The following is an 18,227-nucleotide window of genomic DNA, read 5'->3' on the forward strand; positions in this document are numbered from 1 at the left end:
CAAACTATGATACTAGAAGGTTTTACTACTGAAAAGCGAAAATCTCATCAAATAACTATCAATTCAGATTTAGTGATTGTAGGGGGCGGTATGGCTGGAACTTGTGCAGCTATTACAGCCGCCAGGGAAGGTTTGTCTGTGTGCTTGGTTCAGGATAGACCACTTTTGGGAGGAAATGCATCTTCAGAAATCCGTCTTTGGATTTTGGGTGCCACTTCACATATGGGAAATAACAATCGCTGGGCGCGGGAAGGTGGTGTGATTGATGAATTATTAGTTGAGAACCTCTATAGAAACCCAGAGGGTAATCCTATAATACTTGATACCATCTTGATGGAAAAAGTGAGTTTGGAGAAAAATATCAAGTTACTGTTAAATACCAGTGTATATGATTTAGAGAAAAAAGGTGCAAATCAGATTGCGCATGTTAAAGCTTTCTGCAGTCAAAATTCCACTGAATATGAGTTGTCTTCCCCGTTGTTTATGGATGCGTCCGGAGATGGTATATTAGGTTTTTTGGGGGGTGCTGCTTTTCGAATGGGGGCAGAGTGTAAGGAGGAATTTGATGAGCAGTTTGCACCGGATGAGAAATACGGAGAGCTATTGGGACATTCTTTGTATTTCTATAGTAAAGACATAGGGAGGCCCGTTCGGTTTATTCCCCCTGCATATGCCAATAAAGATATTTCCCAGCTCCCCCGATTTAAAACATTTAATCTACGAGAGGATGGTTGTAGACTATGGTGGGTAGAGTATGGAGGTCGTACAGATACTATTTTAAACAGTGAAGATATAAAATGGGAGCTTTGGAGGATAATCTATGGGATATGGGATCATGTGAAAAATTCCGGCGAATATTCCAATGTAGAAAACCTAACGCTGGAGTGGGTAGGAACCATACCAGGCAAACGGGAAAGTCGGCGGTTTGAGGGAGAGTACATGATGCATCAGAAAGATGTGGTAGAGCAGCGCGAGCATTTCGATGCTGTTTCGTTTGGGGGATGGGCACTTGATCTGCATCCTGCAGATGGAGTATATAGCGATAGACCGGGTTGTACCCAGTGGCACTCAAAAGGGGTATATCAGATCCCTTATCGCACGATGTATAGCCGGAACATACAAAATCTATTTTTGGGCGGTCGTCTGTTAAGTGCCAGTCACGTAGCCTTTGGATCTACACGAGTGATGGCTACCTGTGCCCACAATGGGCAGGCTATTGCAATGGCGGCAAAACTTTGCAAAGAGAGAGGATTATTGCCTGCAGACTTGACAGATCAAAAGTGTATGAAAGAACTGCAAGCTTTGTTGGTCCAAAACGGACAGTATATTCCTAAGCATCCATTCGATGTGAAAAGCAACTTAGTCGGAGATGCGGAAATTAAAGTTTCCAGCGAGTTTGAACTTTTGGAACTCCCATTTGACGGTCCTTGGAAGAGTCTGGAATTTTCCATGGCACAGCTTTTACCTGTTAGGAAAGGGGAAGGGGTTTCTGCTCAAGTTATGATTCGGGCAAAGGTGGATTGCTTGCTGAAATTGGAACTCAGAAACAGTCAAAAATCAGGAAATTTCACCTTGGACAACCTGTTGGAAACTTTAGAATTGCCAATTAAAAAAGGAGATCACAGGTATGATATCGACTTCGATTTTGAAAGTAGTTCTCAACAGTATGTTGCCTTGTGCATGCTTCAAAACGATAGAATTGAAGTAAAATGTTCGGATTTCAGAGTTACCGGTATTGTGTCCATTTTTAATAAATTCAATAAATCTGTAGCAACCAGTAGTATACAGTCACCCCCTTCCGGAATCGGGATTGATGAATTTGAATTTTGGGTTCCTGAGAGAAGACCTGAGGGTCATAATTTGGGCTTAAGTTTAAAACATTCATTGAAGGCGTTCACTAAGTCAAATCTTTCAAATGGGATGTTCAGACCTACGGTCATGCCCAATGCATGGGTAGCTTCCCTTTCCGATAAGCAGCCCCAGCTGAAACTAACTTGGGGCGAAGCAAAAACTATCAGTGAAATAAGATTGTTTTTCGATACTGATTTCGACCATCCCATGGAATCCACACTCATGGGGCATCCGGAATCCGAGATTCCTTTTTGTGTCAGGTCTTACAGAATCAGGGATGGAAAAGGAGCTATTTTATTTGCGGAGGATTCCAATCACCAGACGATCAATCGAGTGATTTTTGAACCTGCTGTTTCTGTTCAAGAACTCGTAATTGAATTGGACCACCCGGGAAAATCCATTCCAGCCGCACTCTTTGGCCTTCTTTGCTATTAATCTGGAAGGCGATTAAACCCATTAACTATGAACCCAAAATTTATATTTTATTGCTTGTTTCTGATTCTTCCTTTTCGGGGCATTGCTCAAGAGGTTGTAAGTATTTCCAATCAAAAAATTCAGATTGAATGGACGGAATCTGAACACGGGTGGAAATTGTCCAAGCTGGCTATTTACAATGGTAAGGAGTGGCAAAAACTAGATCACCTGTCAGGCGAATATACACTCTTGGCTTCCGATCAAAGTCCATCAGAAGATCCGTTGAAGGGATTTCCTACCATAACAGGAAAACCCTTTCCCGGAGAAAGCTATAAATATATTGTACCCACCTGGGAAAAAAGGACAGCCCCAGTACCCTTGAACACAGCGGGAAAAGCACTGAATTTTTATCCTAAAACAATAAAAAAGTTAAGTCCAACACGTATCGAGTTTACTTCTGATACGGATTATGGAAAGGTAACAACTTGCTGGTCGTTGGACAGTGAAGAAACTTCGGACATTTCAATCAAACAGCGCTTTGCTGCTGCCAGAGTTGGATATTATTCGCTTACAAGTCCCACACTGGTGACTGTTCCGGAAAAAGAATTGAAATGGGCCACTGTGCCAGGTTATTTCCACGGGAACCAACTGGAGGAAAACCTTCCTCTTTCCTATGGTTACGGCAACGGAATTCCGGCAAAGCCTATTGTTTTCAGTGAAATCACAGCAAGTACTCTAAGTCCCATGATCACCTCGACTTCCGGGTTCACCATAGCTGCAATACCGGATCCTGGATTGGCCAGGAATCCTTGGGAATCTGATGAAAATACGCACTCCAAATGGAGGCTGGGGATATCCCATATGAATAGAAACTCGCAATTGTCCCCGACTATCTACTATCCCGTGCTTGGAGGAGAAAACAGTGCGATGGAATCCGGAGAGGCAATTGAATTTCAGTTTCGGATGAGTATCCAGCATGTGGATTGGTTTGCCATGCTGAATCATGCTGTTTACAATATCTATGATTTTGAAACGGGATTGCATCAGCGTTCTAATAAACAATCGCTGAGCAACAGAGTGGAATTGATGCACGATTATTTGATGGATCCGGTTACTTCTCTGTGGCGAATAGAGGAATTCGAAGGGAAAGAAATTGGGGCTCAGTCTTATTTGGGAGGGGTGGTAGGTTCTGATAAGGATGCCATGAAAAATGCCGATTACGGAGCAATGTGGATGCTTGCAAAGAGTACTGGAAACCCGAAAATCAATGAGCAGATTCTGCCCTATGCATTAAACTTCAAGCTAAAGCAACAACAGACATCAGAGGGTTTTTTTCAAGGGGCTGCCATCGGGCAATATTACCTGTACAAGTCCAAAAAGTTTGTGGAGGAGTGGGGAGAAATGGTAGAACCAATAGCTCTGATGTATTATATCATGCTGGATGTAGGGAATATTCTACTTTTTGAACCGGAGAACGACGAATTGAAAGAGCGACTCAGGCTAGGCGGAGATCTTTTGTTGGACTGGCAGAAAAATGATGGAAGTTGGGCTGTGGCCTATGACCGGAATGGAAAAGAAATCTTTACCGAGGTTACGGATTTTAGACCTACATTTTATGGATTGTTGGTAGCCTACAAGATTTTAGGCGATCAGAAATACCTAGAAGCTGCCAAAAAAGGTGCCGATTGGTTCATCGCCAACGGTGTGGAGACAGGAAGCTTTTTAGGGGTTTGTGGCGATGTCAGATATGTTCCTGATTTTGCTACCGGTCAAAGTGCCCAGGCCCTGTTGGATTTATATGATATCACTAAAAACGAAGTGTATAAAAAGGCTGCTGTGAAAGCTGCTGAAATCTATACGACTCATATATACACGCATCCGGTAACTACTGAAGCCACCAAATCCCAGAATGGGAATGATATATTGGATTGGGAAATAGCACAGACCGGATTGAGCTTTGAGCATGGTGGAGCTCTTGGTTCAGCGAATGGAAATGGCCCTATTTTGCTGGCAAGTCATGCGGGAATGTTTGTCCGGATGTATGAGCTTACCGGCGAGAAGATTTTTAGAGATATGGCCCGTTCGGCGGCAATAGGAAGAGATGCCTTTGTAAATAAGGAAACCAGTGTGGCTTCTTATTATTGGAGGGCAATGGATGCTGGCTCAGGTCCGTTCCCGCATCATGCTTGGTGGCAGATAGGGTGGATCACCGATTACCTGATGGCTGAGGTGGAATTAAGGTCTGATCGTGAGATTATCTTTCCACGGGGATTCATTACACCAAAAGTTGGTCCGCATCAAACCTATGGCTTTAAATCAGGAAAAGTGTTTGGGGAAGAGGCTAACTTAAAAATACTGACCAGTGGTTTAAGTGTAGACAATCCTTCATTTGAACATGTCGTCATGGAGACTGAGGATACCAAAACGCTTTATATCGCACTGCTCAATCAAAATAGTGAATTTCAGCAGGGTGTTGTGAGTCTTGATCTCGGGGAATCCGGTTTGTCTGGTAGGATAAAATCCACCTCGATTTTAAATAAGGAAGGATTCAAACTCAGTGAATTAACCAGCAGGGATTCATGGGAAGTGGGAATTGAGAAATATGGACTTGCGGTCTTGAAAATAGTTTTTGAGTGAAAAAGATGATACAAAGATATAGTCAGTGGATTTTTGTGTTTTTAATGTTCTGGATAGTTGCCTGCAGTACTATGCAGGGAAAAAAATCCAAAGGGGATATTACGGTCCGGGGAAAATCTCTCATTCTGCAACTCGATAAAAGCACTACTTCTTTTGCTGTTTTTGATTTAAGTGGGAATGAGGAAATGGCTGCCCATCAGGAATCCGGTATTTTATTTTCAGTTGGAAAAAAGAGTACTCCTTTGCCTGCTTCCATTCGAAGCTTTGAAACAAGAAGCAATCAAGTAGAAGGCAGTCTTCTTAACGAAAATGGAGAGACAGCCCTCTTTCGACTAACCGTAGAAGAAGATCACCTTCATGTTGAAGTTTGGTCTGATGATACTACTGAGATGGTTTTTGAGGTTAGGACAGCCGCTGTGTCCCCGGTCTATGGTTTGGGAGACCATGGCAGTTATGAAGGAAAGACGAACCTTTTTGGCTTTAGGAATGACCATTTTATCAATGACAGAACCAGCTCCCACAATTGGAATCATTACCGGTTTATTTCAACCTTCGCCATCTTTCCTTCCAAGAACCTGGCTCAGGTACTATTTGCAAAAGGGGAAAAGAGGATTGCCATAGATTCACAGGAAAACAAAATGGGTGTACACGGTGAAAAGCTGAATGCCTATTATTTTTTTGGAAGTCCCAGGGAAATATACCAAGCTTATAATGTCGTTAGGGAATCAGAGGGCTATGTCAGTAAAAAGCCCAAGATTCGTTTTTTTGAATTGGGCTATGAAGCCTTTGGTTCACTGGGATGGAATACTTTTCAAACCTCTGTTGAGGAAGATATAGACACCTATCTTCAAAAAGGATATCCATTGAAATGGGCGGTAGTCGGAAGTGGTTTTTGGAAGGGAGAACGAAGAAAACCCACAGAGGGAGCGACCACTTCTTTTGGGATATGGGACAGTGTACCCGGTCCAAAAAGGGAGGATGGTCTCCCCAATCCGAGATATCCCGATGTACAGGGGATGAGGGATTTTTTCAAACAAAGAGGCATTGATTTGCTATTGGGTAGCCGGATCAATTTTAAAGCGCTTCCGGAAGATGGAGGAAATTATGATTCTCTCAATGATGGAAAATTTGTGTATGAGGCCATTGACATGGGGTACTTCATAAAAAATGAGTCGGGAAGTCCACAGGTCTTTGACGTGAATTTTCCTACCGGGAAAACCTATCTTCTCAATACCCAGATGCCAGAAGCGGTGAATTGGTTTGTATCCAACTTTGGTAAATGGGGAGTGGATGGAATCAAAGAAGATCTAATGCTTCAGGATGGCGTGCTGCTCAATAATGATGGTAAACAGAATCCCGTCAATGCCGCCTTTATGGATCAGGGAAAAATGGTCATGGTGAGGAATTCCGCTTATGGAGTTCCGGGTGATATCTTACGGATGGAAGATACCAAGTATGGGTTCGATCAGGACCGGACCCCAATCAACGCGTTGGCTTATGCCTATAGTGGAGCAGGGAATATTTATCCGGATATCGTAGCGGGCAAGTACCTGACCAATCCATTGACAGAGGATCAGAAAAGGTACTTTGTCAGAAACGCCATGTTGGCTGCAGTCATGCCTGTCATGTCTTTGGGTTATGGTCCATGGCATATGAAGAATAGTACTTATGAAGAGGTTGTTGAAAAGGCGGTCGATGTGCATCACAAGCTTGTTCCCTTTATCTATAGCGAAGTGGTAAAGGGATTCGAAACAGGATTTCCAAATGCCATGACGCCTCTGCCTTTGGCATTTCCTGAGGATGAAAACACCTATTTCCTCGCAGATTCTATTAAGAGACAGTACAGCTGGATGATCGGGGAGTCTTTATTGGCCACACCTATTTTCGGCAATGATTATGCTACGGCTCAATCCCGTGATCTGTATCTTCCTCAGGGACGCTGGATGGACTGGGAATCGGGTGAAGTTTTGGAAGGTGAGAAAACGTATCCAGCATATAGATTCCCCGATGCCAAAATTCCCTTATTCATAGGGGGAAAGGATTGTATTGTTCTTCGAAAAGAGGGTAAACTGTATCTGTATTACTTCCCATTGAACTTCAGTGGAGGTGATTTAGACTTTGTTTACCCTGATGGGGTTTCTAGATCCATAATTAAAACTCCAAGTAACAAGGGAGAATCCTACAGCTATCAGTCATCAAATGGAGAACTTATCCCTTTGTCATTTGATGAGAAAATCGGAGGTTTTTTCTTCGAGATAAAGCCAGGACTCAATTATGAAATCCTTCCAAATCACTAAAATCTAATGATGAGAAAAATTTTCAAAATCACTTTTCTTGTGGCTCTACAGCTGGTTGCGATGGAGGGTTTTGCGCAGCAAAACAACCTTTCTCTTACTGGCACCGCAGATGCTAGTTTTTTTAGGGAGGAACATACCCCTGAAAATGCCATAGATGGAAAACCCAGTACTTGGAAGAGTGGGGTAGAGGGTGAAGAGAAATGGCTGATGGTCAGGTTGCCGGGAGCGACCGAAATCTTGAAATTGGAACTGGATTTTGGAACTGGGACAACTCCTCCTCAAGATTTCCAATTGCAAAAGATGCATAATGGAATGTGGCAGAATATTCAGCAGGTCAAAGCAAATGACCAATCTCGGGTGATCCTAGACCTTAAAAATGCAGTATTAACTGACAGGATTCGATTTTTTGCACGGACACCCCAGGAAATCGTCCTTGCTGAATTAGCAATTTATGGACAGGAATATGTAGACAGTTCGGCGATGGATGTCAGAAAAGTATTGGTCAACCAGAGTGGATACAATCTGAATCGCCCCAAGAGATTTTCAGCGCCTAGTTTAGAAGCTTCCGCTGCATTTGAAGTAAGAAATGTAACTAGCGGCGAGGTGGTTTATCAAGGTGAACTAACTAATCATATTGGTGATTTTTCAGCCTTTAATCCCCAATCAACCAATGAATATATTGTGGTGGTAGAGGGAGAGGAATCCTTTCCATTTCGGATAGGAGTCAATTGGCTGGAGCGGGTGACTTATAGAAATATGATTGATTTCATGATTGGAGCCCGCCATTACATCGGAACAACTCAGGAAATAAGACCCCTGTCCTGGGAGTGGAGAGATGGGGATTTTTTTAATTGGGCACAACAAAGTTTAGTCTCCCTCTACTTGTCCAATCCCCATGCTTTTGATAGGATGGAGCAAACTATTCACTATGTGCCCAATGCTGATTTTCCAGAAGCATATAAGGGGAAATGGGGAGCACTAGAGCCCTTTGCGCCTAGTACACCTGATATCGTACAGTTGATTCATTGGGATGCTGATGTGAAATTGTCTCAAGGTCTGGAACACGAAATGCAAAAGGCAGAACTGGCCTATTTTCTGTATGCTTGGCCTTACTTAAAACAATGGCTGCCTAGGTCGAATTTTGATCAGGTGTATGATTATGTAAAGGGGATTTGGACGAAGGAGACAGTAGGGGAATACTCGACCACGAAATATGACTTAAGTCCCAGTCATAATTTATTGGCACTGAAAACCCAAATGGGTACGACCAAGGGAGAACTTCCTCCTGGACATTCTGTGGTTCCCAATCTAATGATGTATGAGGTGGCTTTACGGGAAGGAGATCCAGATGCAGATCGTTACTTTCAGGCTGCCTACCGTCAGATGGCCTGGATGATTGCCAATTTAGATTGGGAAGATCCGATGACTACCAAAGGGCAGCGGATGTCCGAGCATATCACCATGCGGGCCTTTGCTTTTTTTCAATCTCAATATCCTGATAAAGCTCCCAAAGGATTGCAGGAAAAAGTGTCACAATGGGCAGAAGTGATGGTTTCAAGATCAGCCAATTATTGGGATTTTAGAAAATTCAGCGAAGAGGAATGGACTCCTCCTAGTTGGAATGAAACGGGGAATGTACTTGGTTTTCCTGCTGCTGCATTCGCCGCTATTTCAGTAATAGATGATGAACAGATTAAGAACAAATTGGAAATAATTGCCTGGGCACATTTGGATAATGCCTTTGGAAGAAATCCTACCGGAAGGCATTTTTCCTACCGCGGGCCAAAGGAAATCGAAGGGGTAGATTTAGGTTGGTATAGCTATCATAAGGGTGGTTACGGCCTCTTAGATGAGGTGAGATTTGTGTTTGATGGATCTCCAAAATCCTTCCATTATCCAAATCATCCTGAGGTGGGGAATCTGGGATGGACCGAAGGCTGGGTTCAGTTTAATACCGCTTTTAATCTGAGTATGGCCTATATGGCAAACCAGTATAGCTACATCAAAATGGAGCGGCAGGGAGAAAAGTTGCAAATCGTTCTTCAGGCCCCTCTAAACTTTGATCAGACATCAGAGGAGACAGTCCAGGTAATGCTTCGAAATAAAGCTGGTCATGAAATTCCGATCAAGTTGACCGAGCAGAGCCCGTACGATGAAATTTTTGTGTCCCAATTGGATATTAAAAATGACCGCGTTCTGGCAGGAAGTCAATTTCTTCCATTAGAAGCAGAGGACGAGCTATGGGTTTCTTACGGATATGGATTTATGAAAAAAGCAGCCCACCTGACACTCAAAAAATGACTTCCTGTTTTGTAAAGTTTCTAAGCCGTTTTGATCAAATGAATTCCAAGTGTAAGAACAGGTTAACATCAAAAGTCCAGGGATTTGCTTTAGCCACCATGCTGACCATGCTTACTTCTCTTACTATTTCAGCTCAGGATGTTTCCTATTCAGAACAACGTCACTATACCTTGATAGGATTGGGTGATTCGATTACCGAGGGAGGGCCAAATTTCACCTCCTATTTGTATCCGCTATGGGAGAAATTGTTTGCTGCGGGATTTAGTGTTGAATTTATTGGACCAAGAAATGCGGCCACAAGTATCGGAGGTATAGCTCATGCCGGGTTCAGTGGAAGGACCGCTGAGTTTCTTGATTCTTCCATTGATAGTATTTATTCTGCGTATCCAGCTGATATCGTCTTGTTACATGCAGGTCACAATCACTTTCAAGAGGAGCAGCCCGTAGCTGGTATTATTAATGCGCAGGAGTCTATCGTGCAGCAAATCAAAGCCATTAATCCCAATGCGATTATAGTTCTCTCAAAGGTCATAGAAAGTGGCAAGCTGCCCAAATATGCCTATATCCCTGAGCTAAACGATGCAATGGAGAGATTGTATGAAAAACTAGATGCCCAGTATGAAGGAGTGTACTTGGTGGACCAGTCAGCGGAGTTTGAGTGGCCTTCAGATGCAATAAAAGATAACGTACATCCGAATCCATCAGGTGCCCAAAAGATGGCGAATGTTTGGTTTGAGGAATTGCAGACTATTTTGGAAGAACCTCCCATTACCTTTTCTCCTACTATGTATACCTACAAAAGCACTTCTACTGAAGAGTTAAAATTGCATGTGTTCAGCCCTCAAAATGGTTTGAAAAATCGGGAAAAGCCCTGTGTTGTTTTCTTTTTTGGTGGTGGGTGGAAGATCGGAACTCCTTTACAATTTTACAGGGAAGCGAGTTACTTGGCCTCAAGAGGGATCGTCGCAATTTCAGCTGATTACAGGACTGAATTTGAAAACGGTTCCACTGCTTTTGAGAGTGTCAGTGATGCCAAATCAGCCATCCGATGGATAAGAGCGCATGCACAAGAACTAGGGATAGATCCAAATCGGATAGCAGCGGCAGGAGCATCCGCTGGAGGGCATTTGGCTGCAGCTACAGCTACGCTTGACGGGCTGGATGAAGTGGACGAAGACTTAACAATCAGTTCAAGGCCCAACCTCAATATACTTTACTATCCAGTGATTGATAATGGCCCAAAAGGCTATGGGGCTGGTGACTTAAAATCCAATTATAAAGACATTTCCCCGATCCACAACCTCAGGGTAGCTGTTCCTCCTACCTTGATTTTAGTCGGGACAGAGGATAAGTCTCTCCCTGTGGCTACCGCTGAGAAATACCAACAGTTGTTAAAAGAATTAGGAGTAGCGTGTGAATTAAAGCTATACCCTGGAGCAGGTCATCCTATCTTTTATTACAGAAAAGGCTATTCTCCCTATTACGATCAGATGATGGCTGATACAGAGGAGTTTTTGATAAAGCATGACTTTTTGGAACCTTGAATTTGCTTGAATCATAACCAATTCTTAACACCATTATTTCATTCCAGGATATGGTTACAGGTAACTTTACTACAAAACAAAGTGCATGAACCCAATCCACAACGAAGATTTACTTCTCCTTAAGATTCAGCAAGAGGATGATGAAGTTTCCTTCAAGCTTCTATTTGATGGATATTGGGAGGTACTTTTTCTTCATGCACTGAAAAAGACAAAGTCAAAGGATCTTGCTCAGGATTTGGCTCAGGAGACTTTTATTAATTTTTGGAAGTATAGGAAGAGTATAGGTGAGGTTCAGAACCTTAAAAGTTATCTGGTCACTATGATGAAATACCAATTTTTTAAATGGATCGATCAGGAAAAAATTGTATTTGATGAGCTAAATTCTGCAATGCCTAATTCTTTATGTGTGGATCAGGTGGATGGTTTTAAAATCATGGAATTTAATGAGCTGTATACTTTTTTGATGGAAAAAATAAATGAGTTGCCCGTAAGAAGTAAACAGATATATCTTCAGAGTAGGTTTGAAAATAAAACGGTGAAGGAGCTTGCTGAAACGTATAGTATAGCGGAATCAACTGTTAGAAATCATCTAAGTCAAGCTAATGCGAAACTTCAAACCCAGCTTGAAAACAATCTTATGGCATTGGCGATATTGGCTTCAATTGTAAATTGACCCTGTTACTTTTTTGTTAACAAGTTATTTTTTTATTCATGATTCAATAATCGATTTGAACTAGACAAAAGTAGTGGATAAGATCTCTTCAGTGGGAAGAGATAGTCTATGAATCCACAAAAAATCAAAGCCCAGATAAGAGGTCTTTTTCTAAAAAAGCCGGGAGATCTTCCGAACATCGAAGAGTTGAATCATTGGTACAATTCAATGAATGAAACTACTGAAGAGCCGCATGAAATGAATCGACTCCGTGCGGAGTCATGGAGGGGAATACAGAATGAAATTGAACTTTCGAAAGCTGAAAGTTCAAGCACGCATGGCAAGAAGAGTCTTCCAGTTTTTAGACAGTGGATATGGAGAGCTGCTATCCTGTTGATCTTTTGTGGTTCTGTATATGGAATGTTTTCCCTACTGGATGATCAACCAGACCAACCAGTGATAGCATCAGGTTCATTCACAAATGATATTGGAAAGATTTCCAGTTTTGTATTACCTGATGGTAGTAAAGTTTGGTTAAGCACTGGCTCAACTGTTGAGTATGCTGAAGACTTTCCAAGGAACCGTAAAGTGACACTGTTAGGTGAAGCATTTTTTGATGTGTTTCATGATCCCGAGTTCCCTTTTATAGTAGCAACAGGACATGTTAATACAAAAGTACTTGGCACATCCTTTAACCTTAAATCATACGATCAAAAAACTGTAGAGCTATCTGTGTACTCTGGGAGAGTCAGTTTTAGTGATCAGCAAGTCAATATTGATTCAGCTGTCCTTTTAAAAGGAGAGCGTATTAGCTGGGAAACCGGAAAAGGACTTTCTGAAATTGAGCAGTTTGATTTAAATCAACTTCCTGATTGGAGGTCAGGGAGGATTTCATTCGATCATGCTGATTTGGAATCCATCAAGTCTACCCTGGAGAGATGGTATAATGTTGAAATCTCCCTAATAGGAAAGGGGCACGACTGTCATTACAGTGGTGAGTTTACGCAATCCAGTCTAGAGCATATTCTACAAACACTGAGCTATTCACTTAATCTCACATATAAAATCAATGAAGATCATGTAACTATTCATGCAAACCCCTGCTAAAAAAAAAGCCGATGATTGAATCAACCACCGGCTCAAAGATCGAATGAATTAAATGACTTGATGGTGTACAAATTTGGCGATGCGGCACCTCCAAGTCTCAACCTTTTATTTATCAAAATTATGAAAAAAAAATTACTACAACTCATGTGGGATACATCCAAGTGCCTCATGGTAGTCTTCTTATTGAGTTATTGTTTCAGCGGCCTTGCTGTTGCAAATAGCTCTTACGGGCAACATTTAAATTTGACTCAAATCTCAGTTGAGGAGAAGAAAACTTCGGTTCTGGAGTTTTTTCGACTTGTTGAAAAACAATCAGAATTCAGGTTTCACTTTAATCCGGATGCTGTAGAGAATAAGCGAATTGTCTTATCAGGAAATTCTGATCTGGAGACCTTGCTTTATGAAGTAGCAGCACAGGCAAACCTTGGGTTTAAACAAATAAATGAATCTATCGCTGTTAAGCCCGGTGTGATGAAATCTCAAGAAAGAATTGAGGTGAAAATTAAAATCGAAGGTAAAGTGGTCGATGCTGAGACAGGAGAGCCAATTTTAGGAGCAAGTGTTTTTATAGCTGAAACCAGTCAAGGCACCCTGGTGGATATGGATGGGAACTGGTCCTTAGAGATTGATGAAGCCCTTGTTGGGAAGGAAATAAAAGCATCAGCACTGGGATATAATCCCATGGTTAAGATCATTGGTAACGGAGATGTTATTTTTTCTCTCTTGCCGCAGGAACTTGCTGAAGTAGTGGTAGTAGGATATGGAACCCAGAAGAAAATCAATCTCACTGGAGCGGTATCTCAAATTGGTTCTGAAGCCATAGAAAATAGACCTTCTCCAAATTTGACTAGAATGCTTCAGGGTACTCTTCCCAACTTGAACATCAAAATGGTAGATGGTAGTCCGACTCGATCAGCTGCTTTTAATATCAGGGGGACGACATCCATCGGTGCTGGTGGAGATGCATTAGTTCTTATTGATGGTGTTGAAGGGGATGCTAATTTGGTCAATCCTAATGATGTGGAAAGTGTAACTGTCCTAAAAGACGCTTCTTCAGCGGCTGTATATGGTTCCAGAGCGGCATTTGGTGTGGTGCTTATTACTACTAAAAACCCAACTGCAGGCAAGACAAATTTAGATTTGAAGATCAGTAGATCTGTGAACCAACGTACTGTTGTGCCAAATCTGGTCACCAATGGATATGAGTGGGCAAAAAACTTTGATGAAGCATTTTTTGCTTGGTACGATTACAAAACACATCCTATTTCTGTCAATGCGAATTTTCCATTCTCATTAGAGTATTTGGATCGTTTAAAAGCTCGTGATGAGGATCCATCACTACCCAAAACTGAATTTAATGAGGAGCTAAACAGGTATGAATACTATGGGAATACGGATTGGTTCCAGTTGATTCATAGAGATAAAATGCCTGCATTGGAAGCGTCCCTATCAGCTTCGGGAGGAAATGACAAGGCGAGATATTTTATTTCTGGTCTTTACTACCATCAGGATGGGATTTTCAGATATTCTCCTGACAAATTTGACAAGTACAATATTCGAGCTAAAGGAGAGGTGGATTTAAAACCTTGGCTTACGCTGGAAAATAATTTTGATCTAAGTACTTACAAGTATGAATATCCTTTGCTTGCAAATGGCGACGCAGGAATCTGGAGGTACATGGCAGTAGGGGGCTTTCCAATGGCAGTGATGACTAATCCTGATGGGACATTTACCCAGCAGGGAGTTCAGACGGGAGCTTCATTTGTGGAAGGAAGCAGTAAATCAAATCAATCGAAATTCTATGTGAGAAATACCCCAAGCATCACAGCAAAACCGTTCGGAGACTTGATGACTTTGAAGGCAAATTTTACTTTCGCTAAGACTTTTAATACCGATAAGCGCTTCAATAATTTTATCAACTATAGTAATGCGCCTGGACATTCAGCAAGATATGGTCAAAGTCTTCTAAGAGAACTTTCAGATGAAACGACTTATTGGGGGTCCAATATCACAACGGAGTTTAAAAAGACCTACAGCAATGCTCACAATTTTACTCTTTTGCTCGGTTATAACGTGGAAAGCAACCGTTTCTTGAATACTGATTCTCAACGGGACGGTTTACTGGTTCCTTCAAAACCAGACTTCAATTTGCTAGATGGGTTGAATTACAACATTTCAGGCGGTGGAAATGAATGGAAGTATGTCGGTGTATTCTATAGACTGAACTATGCGTTCAAGGATAAATATTTATTGGAGTTCAATGGTCGATACGACGGTTCTTCCAAGTTCCCGAATGATCAGCGATTTGGGTTCTTTCCATCGATGTCTGCAGGCTGGAATATTTCCGAAGAAGGATTTATGGAAAATACCCGCTCCTGGTTGGATAACCTGAAAATCAGAGGTTCTTACGGTTCCCTAGGTAATGGGAATGTGGCTCCATATCGCTATATGGAAACTATGTCTGTGGGCAAAACCAGTGTGATATTGGAAGGAGTACAAAAAGGCTATACTTCTCTGCCGGGAGTTATTCCAACAGGGTTGACTTGGGAAAAAGCCACGACTTTGGATCTTGGCTTGGATGCAGCTTTCTTTCAGGGCAAGTTGAACCTGACCTATGACTGGTACAGCCGCGTCACCACGGATATGTTTACCTATGGACCTCCTTTGCCTAATGTATTTGGAGCGACAGAACCCTACGGTAACTATGCTGACCTGACTACCAAAGGCTGGGAGTTTTCAGCCACTTGGAGAGATCAGTTCAGTGCCGGTGGAAGCCCGCTAAATGTAAGTTTCACGGGTTCACTTTGGGATAATCAATCTGAAATCACCAAGTTCAACAACCCTGAGAAAATCATTAGCAGTACCTATTATGTTGGAAGTAAGATCGGTGAAATCTGGGGCTACGAGACCATGGGCTTTTTCACCTCAGAAGAAGATGTTGCCAATCACGCCGACCAGTCTTTTTTGCTGAATTCCAACAACAGGCAATGGTTACCCGGTGATTTGAAATACGCTGACCTAAATGGAGATGGCGTAATCAATCAGGGAGAAAACACGGTAGAAAATCCTGGAGATCGCAGGGTCATCGGGAATAATGCTCCTCGATATCAGTTTGGTTTCAATTTTTCAGCCAACTGGAAAGGCTTCGGACTCAGTGCATTTTTCCAGGGGATTGCAAAAAGAGACTGGTATTTTGCTCCTGAAGCGGATCTCTTCTATGGCCCATATAACAGACCATATGGCTTCCAGCCAAAAATCATGATGGATGATTACTGGACGGAAGAAAACCCAGATGCTTATTGGCCAAGATTACGAGGATATACAGCTTTGGGAACCAATAGATCTTTGGGGACACCTCAAACAGGGTATCTGCAAGATGCGAGTTATCTAAGGTTGAAAAACATCACCTTGGATTACTCTTTTCCAACCCCATGGGTAGAAAAAGCAGGTATTAAAAATGCGATGGTCTATGTGAGTGGACAAAATATCCTGACTTTCTCTGGTCTGTATAAATACACGGACAATTTTGATCCTGAAATCATCGAAAATCCGACGGGTGGAATGACCAACAGCCATGGTCAAGGTGATGCATACCCAATGTTGAAAACTTACACTGTAGGGCTCAACCTTTCTTTCTAAACCATTGAAATCAATGATCATGAAAAATTCTATTCTAATCATATTAATCCAAATTCTCGTAGCCATCACCTTTACGTCCTGTGATGATTTTCTAGAGACAGAACCTATGGACAAGTTGGTTCCAAATACCTTTTTTCAAACTGAAAAGGATTTGGAACTCTATACCAATTCCTTCTACCAACGAATGATCCCAGGAGGACTGGAAGTGGTTCAAAGTGATGAATTGGGAGAATTTACCTCCAAAAATCAGAGCCCAACTTTTATCGCTGGAAATTACTCTTCTGTGAATGAAGGGGCTTGGAGCTGGACTGATTTGCGAAATATCAATTACTTCCTTGAAAATTATGACAATGAAGTAATTCCGGAAGAAGCCCGAAACCACTATGCGGGAATAGCCCGTTTTTTCCGGGCTTGGTTTTATTTTGAAAAAGTAAAGCGTTACGGAGATGTTCCTTGGTATGATAAGACGCTTGCAACAGACGATGAGGACTTGTATAAAGCCAGGGATCCAAGAGAAATGGTAATGGACAATGTGATGGCCGATCTGAATTTTGCGGTAGAGAATATCCGTGACCGGAAGGATAACAGTGCATCTATGATCACCAGACAGGTGGCACTGGCATTCAAGTCTCGGGTAGCACTTTTTGAGGGTACTTATAGAAAGTATCATACTGAATTGGGACTTTCTGGCTCTTCAGAGTTATTGAGAGAAGCGGCAAGTGCGGCAAGAATCGTAATGGATGCCAATCAATATAGCTTATACAACACGGGTGCTCCGGAGTCTGATTACCGTACCTTATTTATCTCAGAAAATCCGATTAGTCAGGAAGTGATGCTTGCCGTAGTCTACAACAATGCATTGAGAAGATGGCATAACATCACCTGGAAATTCAACTCTGCAACCTATGGGGCGAGATGGGGATTGAATAAGCAGTTTATCAATACTTACTTGATGACGGACGGGTCTAGATTTACCGATCAGCCAGGATTTGATGAGAAAGTATTTGTGGAAGAGATGGCCGACAGAGATCCTAGATTAGCCCAGACAGTTCGTTCCTTGGGTTACACTAGGAGCGATGGGAGTGCTGCACCTCCGAATTTTGGATATACCTATACAGGCTATCATATTTTGAAATTCAGCTTAGATGATAAGCGATATGATGGGATCAGCGAAGCTTACAATTCCATCTCCCTGATCAGGTATGCAGAAGTTTTGTTGAACTATGCAGAAGCTAAAGCGGAATTAGGAGAGTTTGATGAATCAGTATGGATGGAGACAATTGCTCCATTGCGTGAAAGAGCTGGGGTTGATTCTTCTATCCCAATGGAGGCAGATACTTATTTACAAGAAGTTTATTTCCCTGAACTCTCTGACAGATATTTGTTGGAGATTAGAAGAGAACGTGGAATAGAGTTATGTTACGAAGGACTAAGATATGATGATTTAATGCGGTGGAGGAAGGGTGAATTGGTTGAAATGTCATGGAAAGGAATCTATGTGCCTGCCTTGGATACTCCGATGGATCTGGACGGAAACGGAACTCCGGATGTGTCATTTGTACAAACTGTACCAGCCACCAAAGAACCTGGAGTGATCTATTTTGTAATAGACGGAAACGCTTCTCAGCTCTCCGAAGGTACTAAAGGGCATCTGATTTGGAGAGACGATGAGAACCGGGAGTTTCCGGATAAAAAATACCTACATCCTATTTCCAATACGGACATCGTGTTGAATCCGAATCTGGAACAAAACCCAGGTTGGGATTGATTGGCTTATCAGGATTA

9 protein-coding genes are annotated in these 18,227 nt (G+C 42.2%); all 9 read left to right on the forward strand.

Annotated features, from left to right (window positions below; translation table 11 throughout):
- Nucleotides 1–6 precede the first annotated feature (6 nt).
- The gene (locus G460_RS0100610; protein WP_026953561.1) at nucleotides 7–2,286 is read left to right on the forward strand and encodes an FAD-dependent oxidoreductase; all 2,280 of its coding nucleotides are present in this window, start codon (nucleotides 7–9) and stop codon (nucleotides 2,284–2,286) included.
- Nucleotides 2,287–2,313: 27 nt separating this feature from the next.
- Complete coding sequence (locus tag G460_RS21110; protein WP_035463686.1) at nucleotides 2,314–4,902, forward strand: glycoside hydrolase family protein; 2,589 nt, start codon at nucleotides 2,314–2,316, stop codon at nucleotides 4,900–4,902.
- A 71-nt stretch (nucleotides 4,903–4,973) separates the two neighbouring features.
- Nucleotides 4,974–7,199 carry a TIM-barrel domain-containing protein gene (locus G460_RS21115; RefSeq protein ID WP_051315845.1) on the forward strand — a complete coding sequence of 742 codons (2,226 nt, stop codon included), beginning with the start codon at nucleotides 4,974–4,976 and terminating at the stop codon, nucleotides 7,197–7,199.
- A gap of 6 nt (nucleotides 7,200–7,205) precedes the next feature.
- Entirely contained in the window at nucleotides 7,206–9,500 is a 2,295-nt protein-coding gene (locus G460_RS0100625) for a discoidin domain-containing protein (RefSeq protein WP_026953562.1), read from the forward strand.
- Between the two features lie 107 nt (nucleotides 9,501–9,607).
- Nucleotides 9,608–11,044 carry an alpha/beta hydrolase fold domain-containing protein gene (locus tag G460_RS22505; protein WP_211226724.1) on the forward strand — a complete coding sequence of 479 codons (1,437 nt, stop codon included), beginning with the start codon at nucleotides 9,608–9,610 and terminating at the stop codon, nucleotides 11,042–11,044.
- An 85-nt stretch (nucleotides 11,045–11,129) separates the two neighbouring features.
- The gene (locus G460_RS0100635) at nucleotides 11,130–11,717 is read left to right on the forward strand and encodes an RNA polymerase sigma factor (RefSeq protein ID WP_026953563.1); all 588 of its coding nucleotides are present in this window, start codon (nucleotides 11,130–11,132) and stop codon (nucleotides 11,715–11,717) included.
- A gap of 108 nt (nucleotides 11,718–11,825) precedes the next feature.
- Nucleotides 11,826–12,803, forward strand: coding sequence for a FecR family protein (locus G460_RS0100640; protein WP_026953564.1), 978 nt, complete (start codon nucleotides 11,826–11,828; stop codon nucleotides 12,801–12,803).
- Nucleotides 12,804–12,923: 120 nt separating this feature from the next.
- Nucleotides 12,924–16,442 (forward strand): SusC/RagA family TonB-linked outer membrane protein, encoded by a 3,519-nt coding sequence (locus G460_RS0100645; RefSeq protein ID WP_035463707.1) that lies wholly within the window; start codon nucleotides 12,924–12,926, stop codon nucleotides 16,440–16,442.
- Between the two features lie 19 nt (nucleotides 16,443–16,461).
- The gene (locus G460_RS0100650; protein WP_026953566.1) at nucleotides 16,462–18,210 is read left to right on the forward strand and encodes a RagB/SusD family nutrient uptake outer membrane protein; all 1,749 of its coding nucleotides are present in this window, start codon (nucleotides 16,462–16,464) and stop codon (nucleotides 18,208–18,210) included.
- Nucleotides 18,211–18,227: the final 17 nt, after the last annotated feature.

The organism is Algoriphagus vanfongensis DSM 17529 (genome assembly GCF_000429465.1).
GTDB classification, from domain to species: Bacteria; Bacteroidota; Bacteroidia; order Cytophagales; family Cyclobacteriaceae; genus Algoriphagus; species Algoriphagus vanfongensis.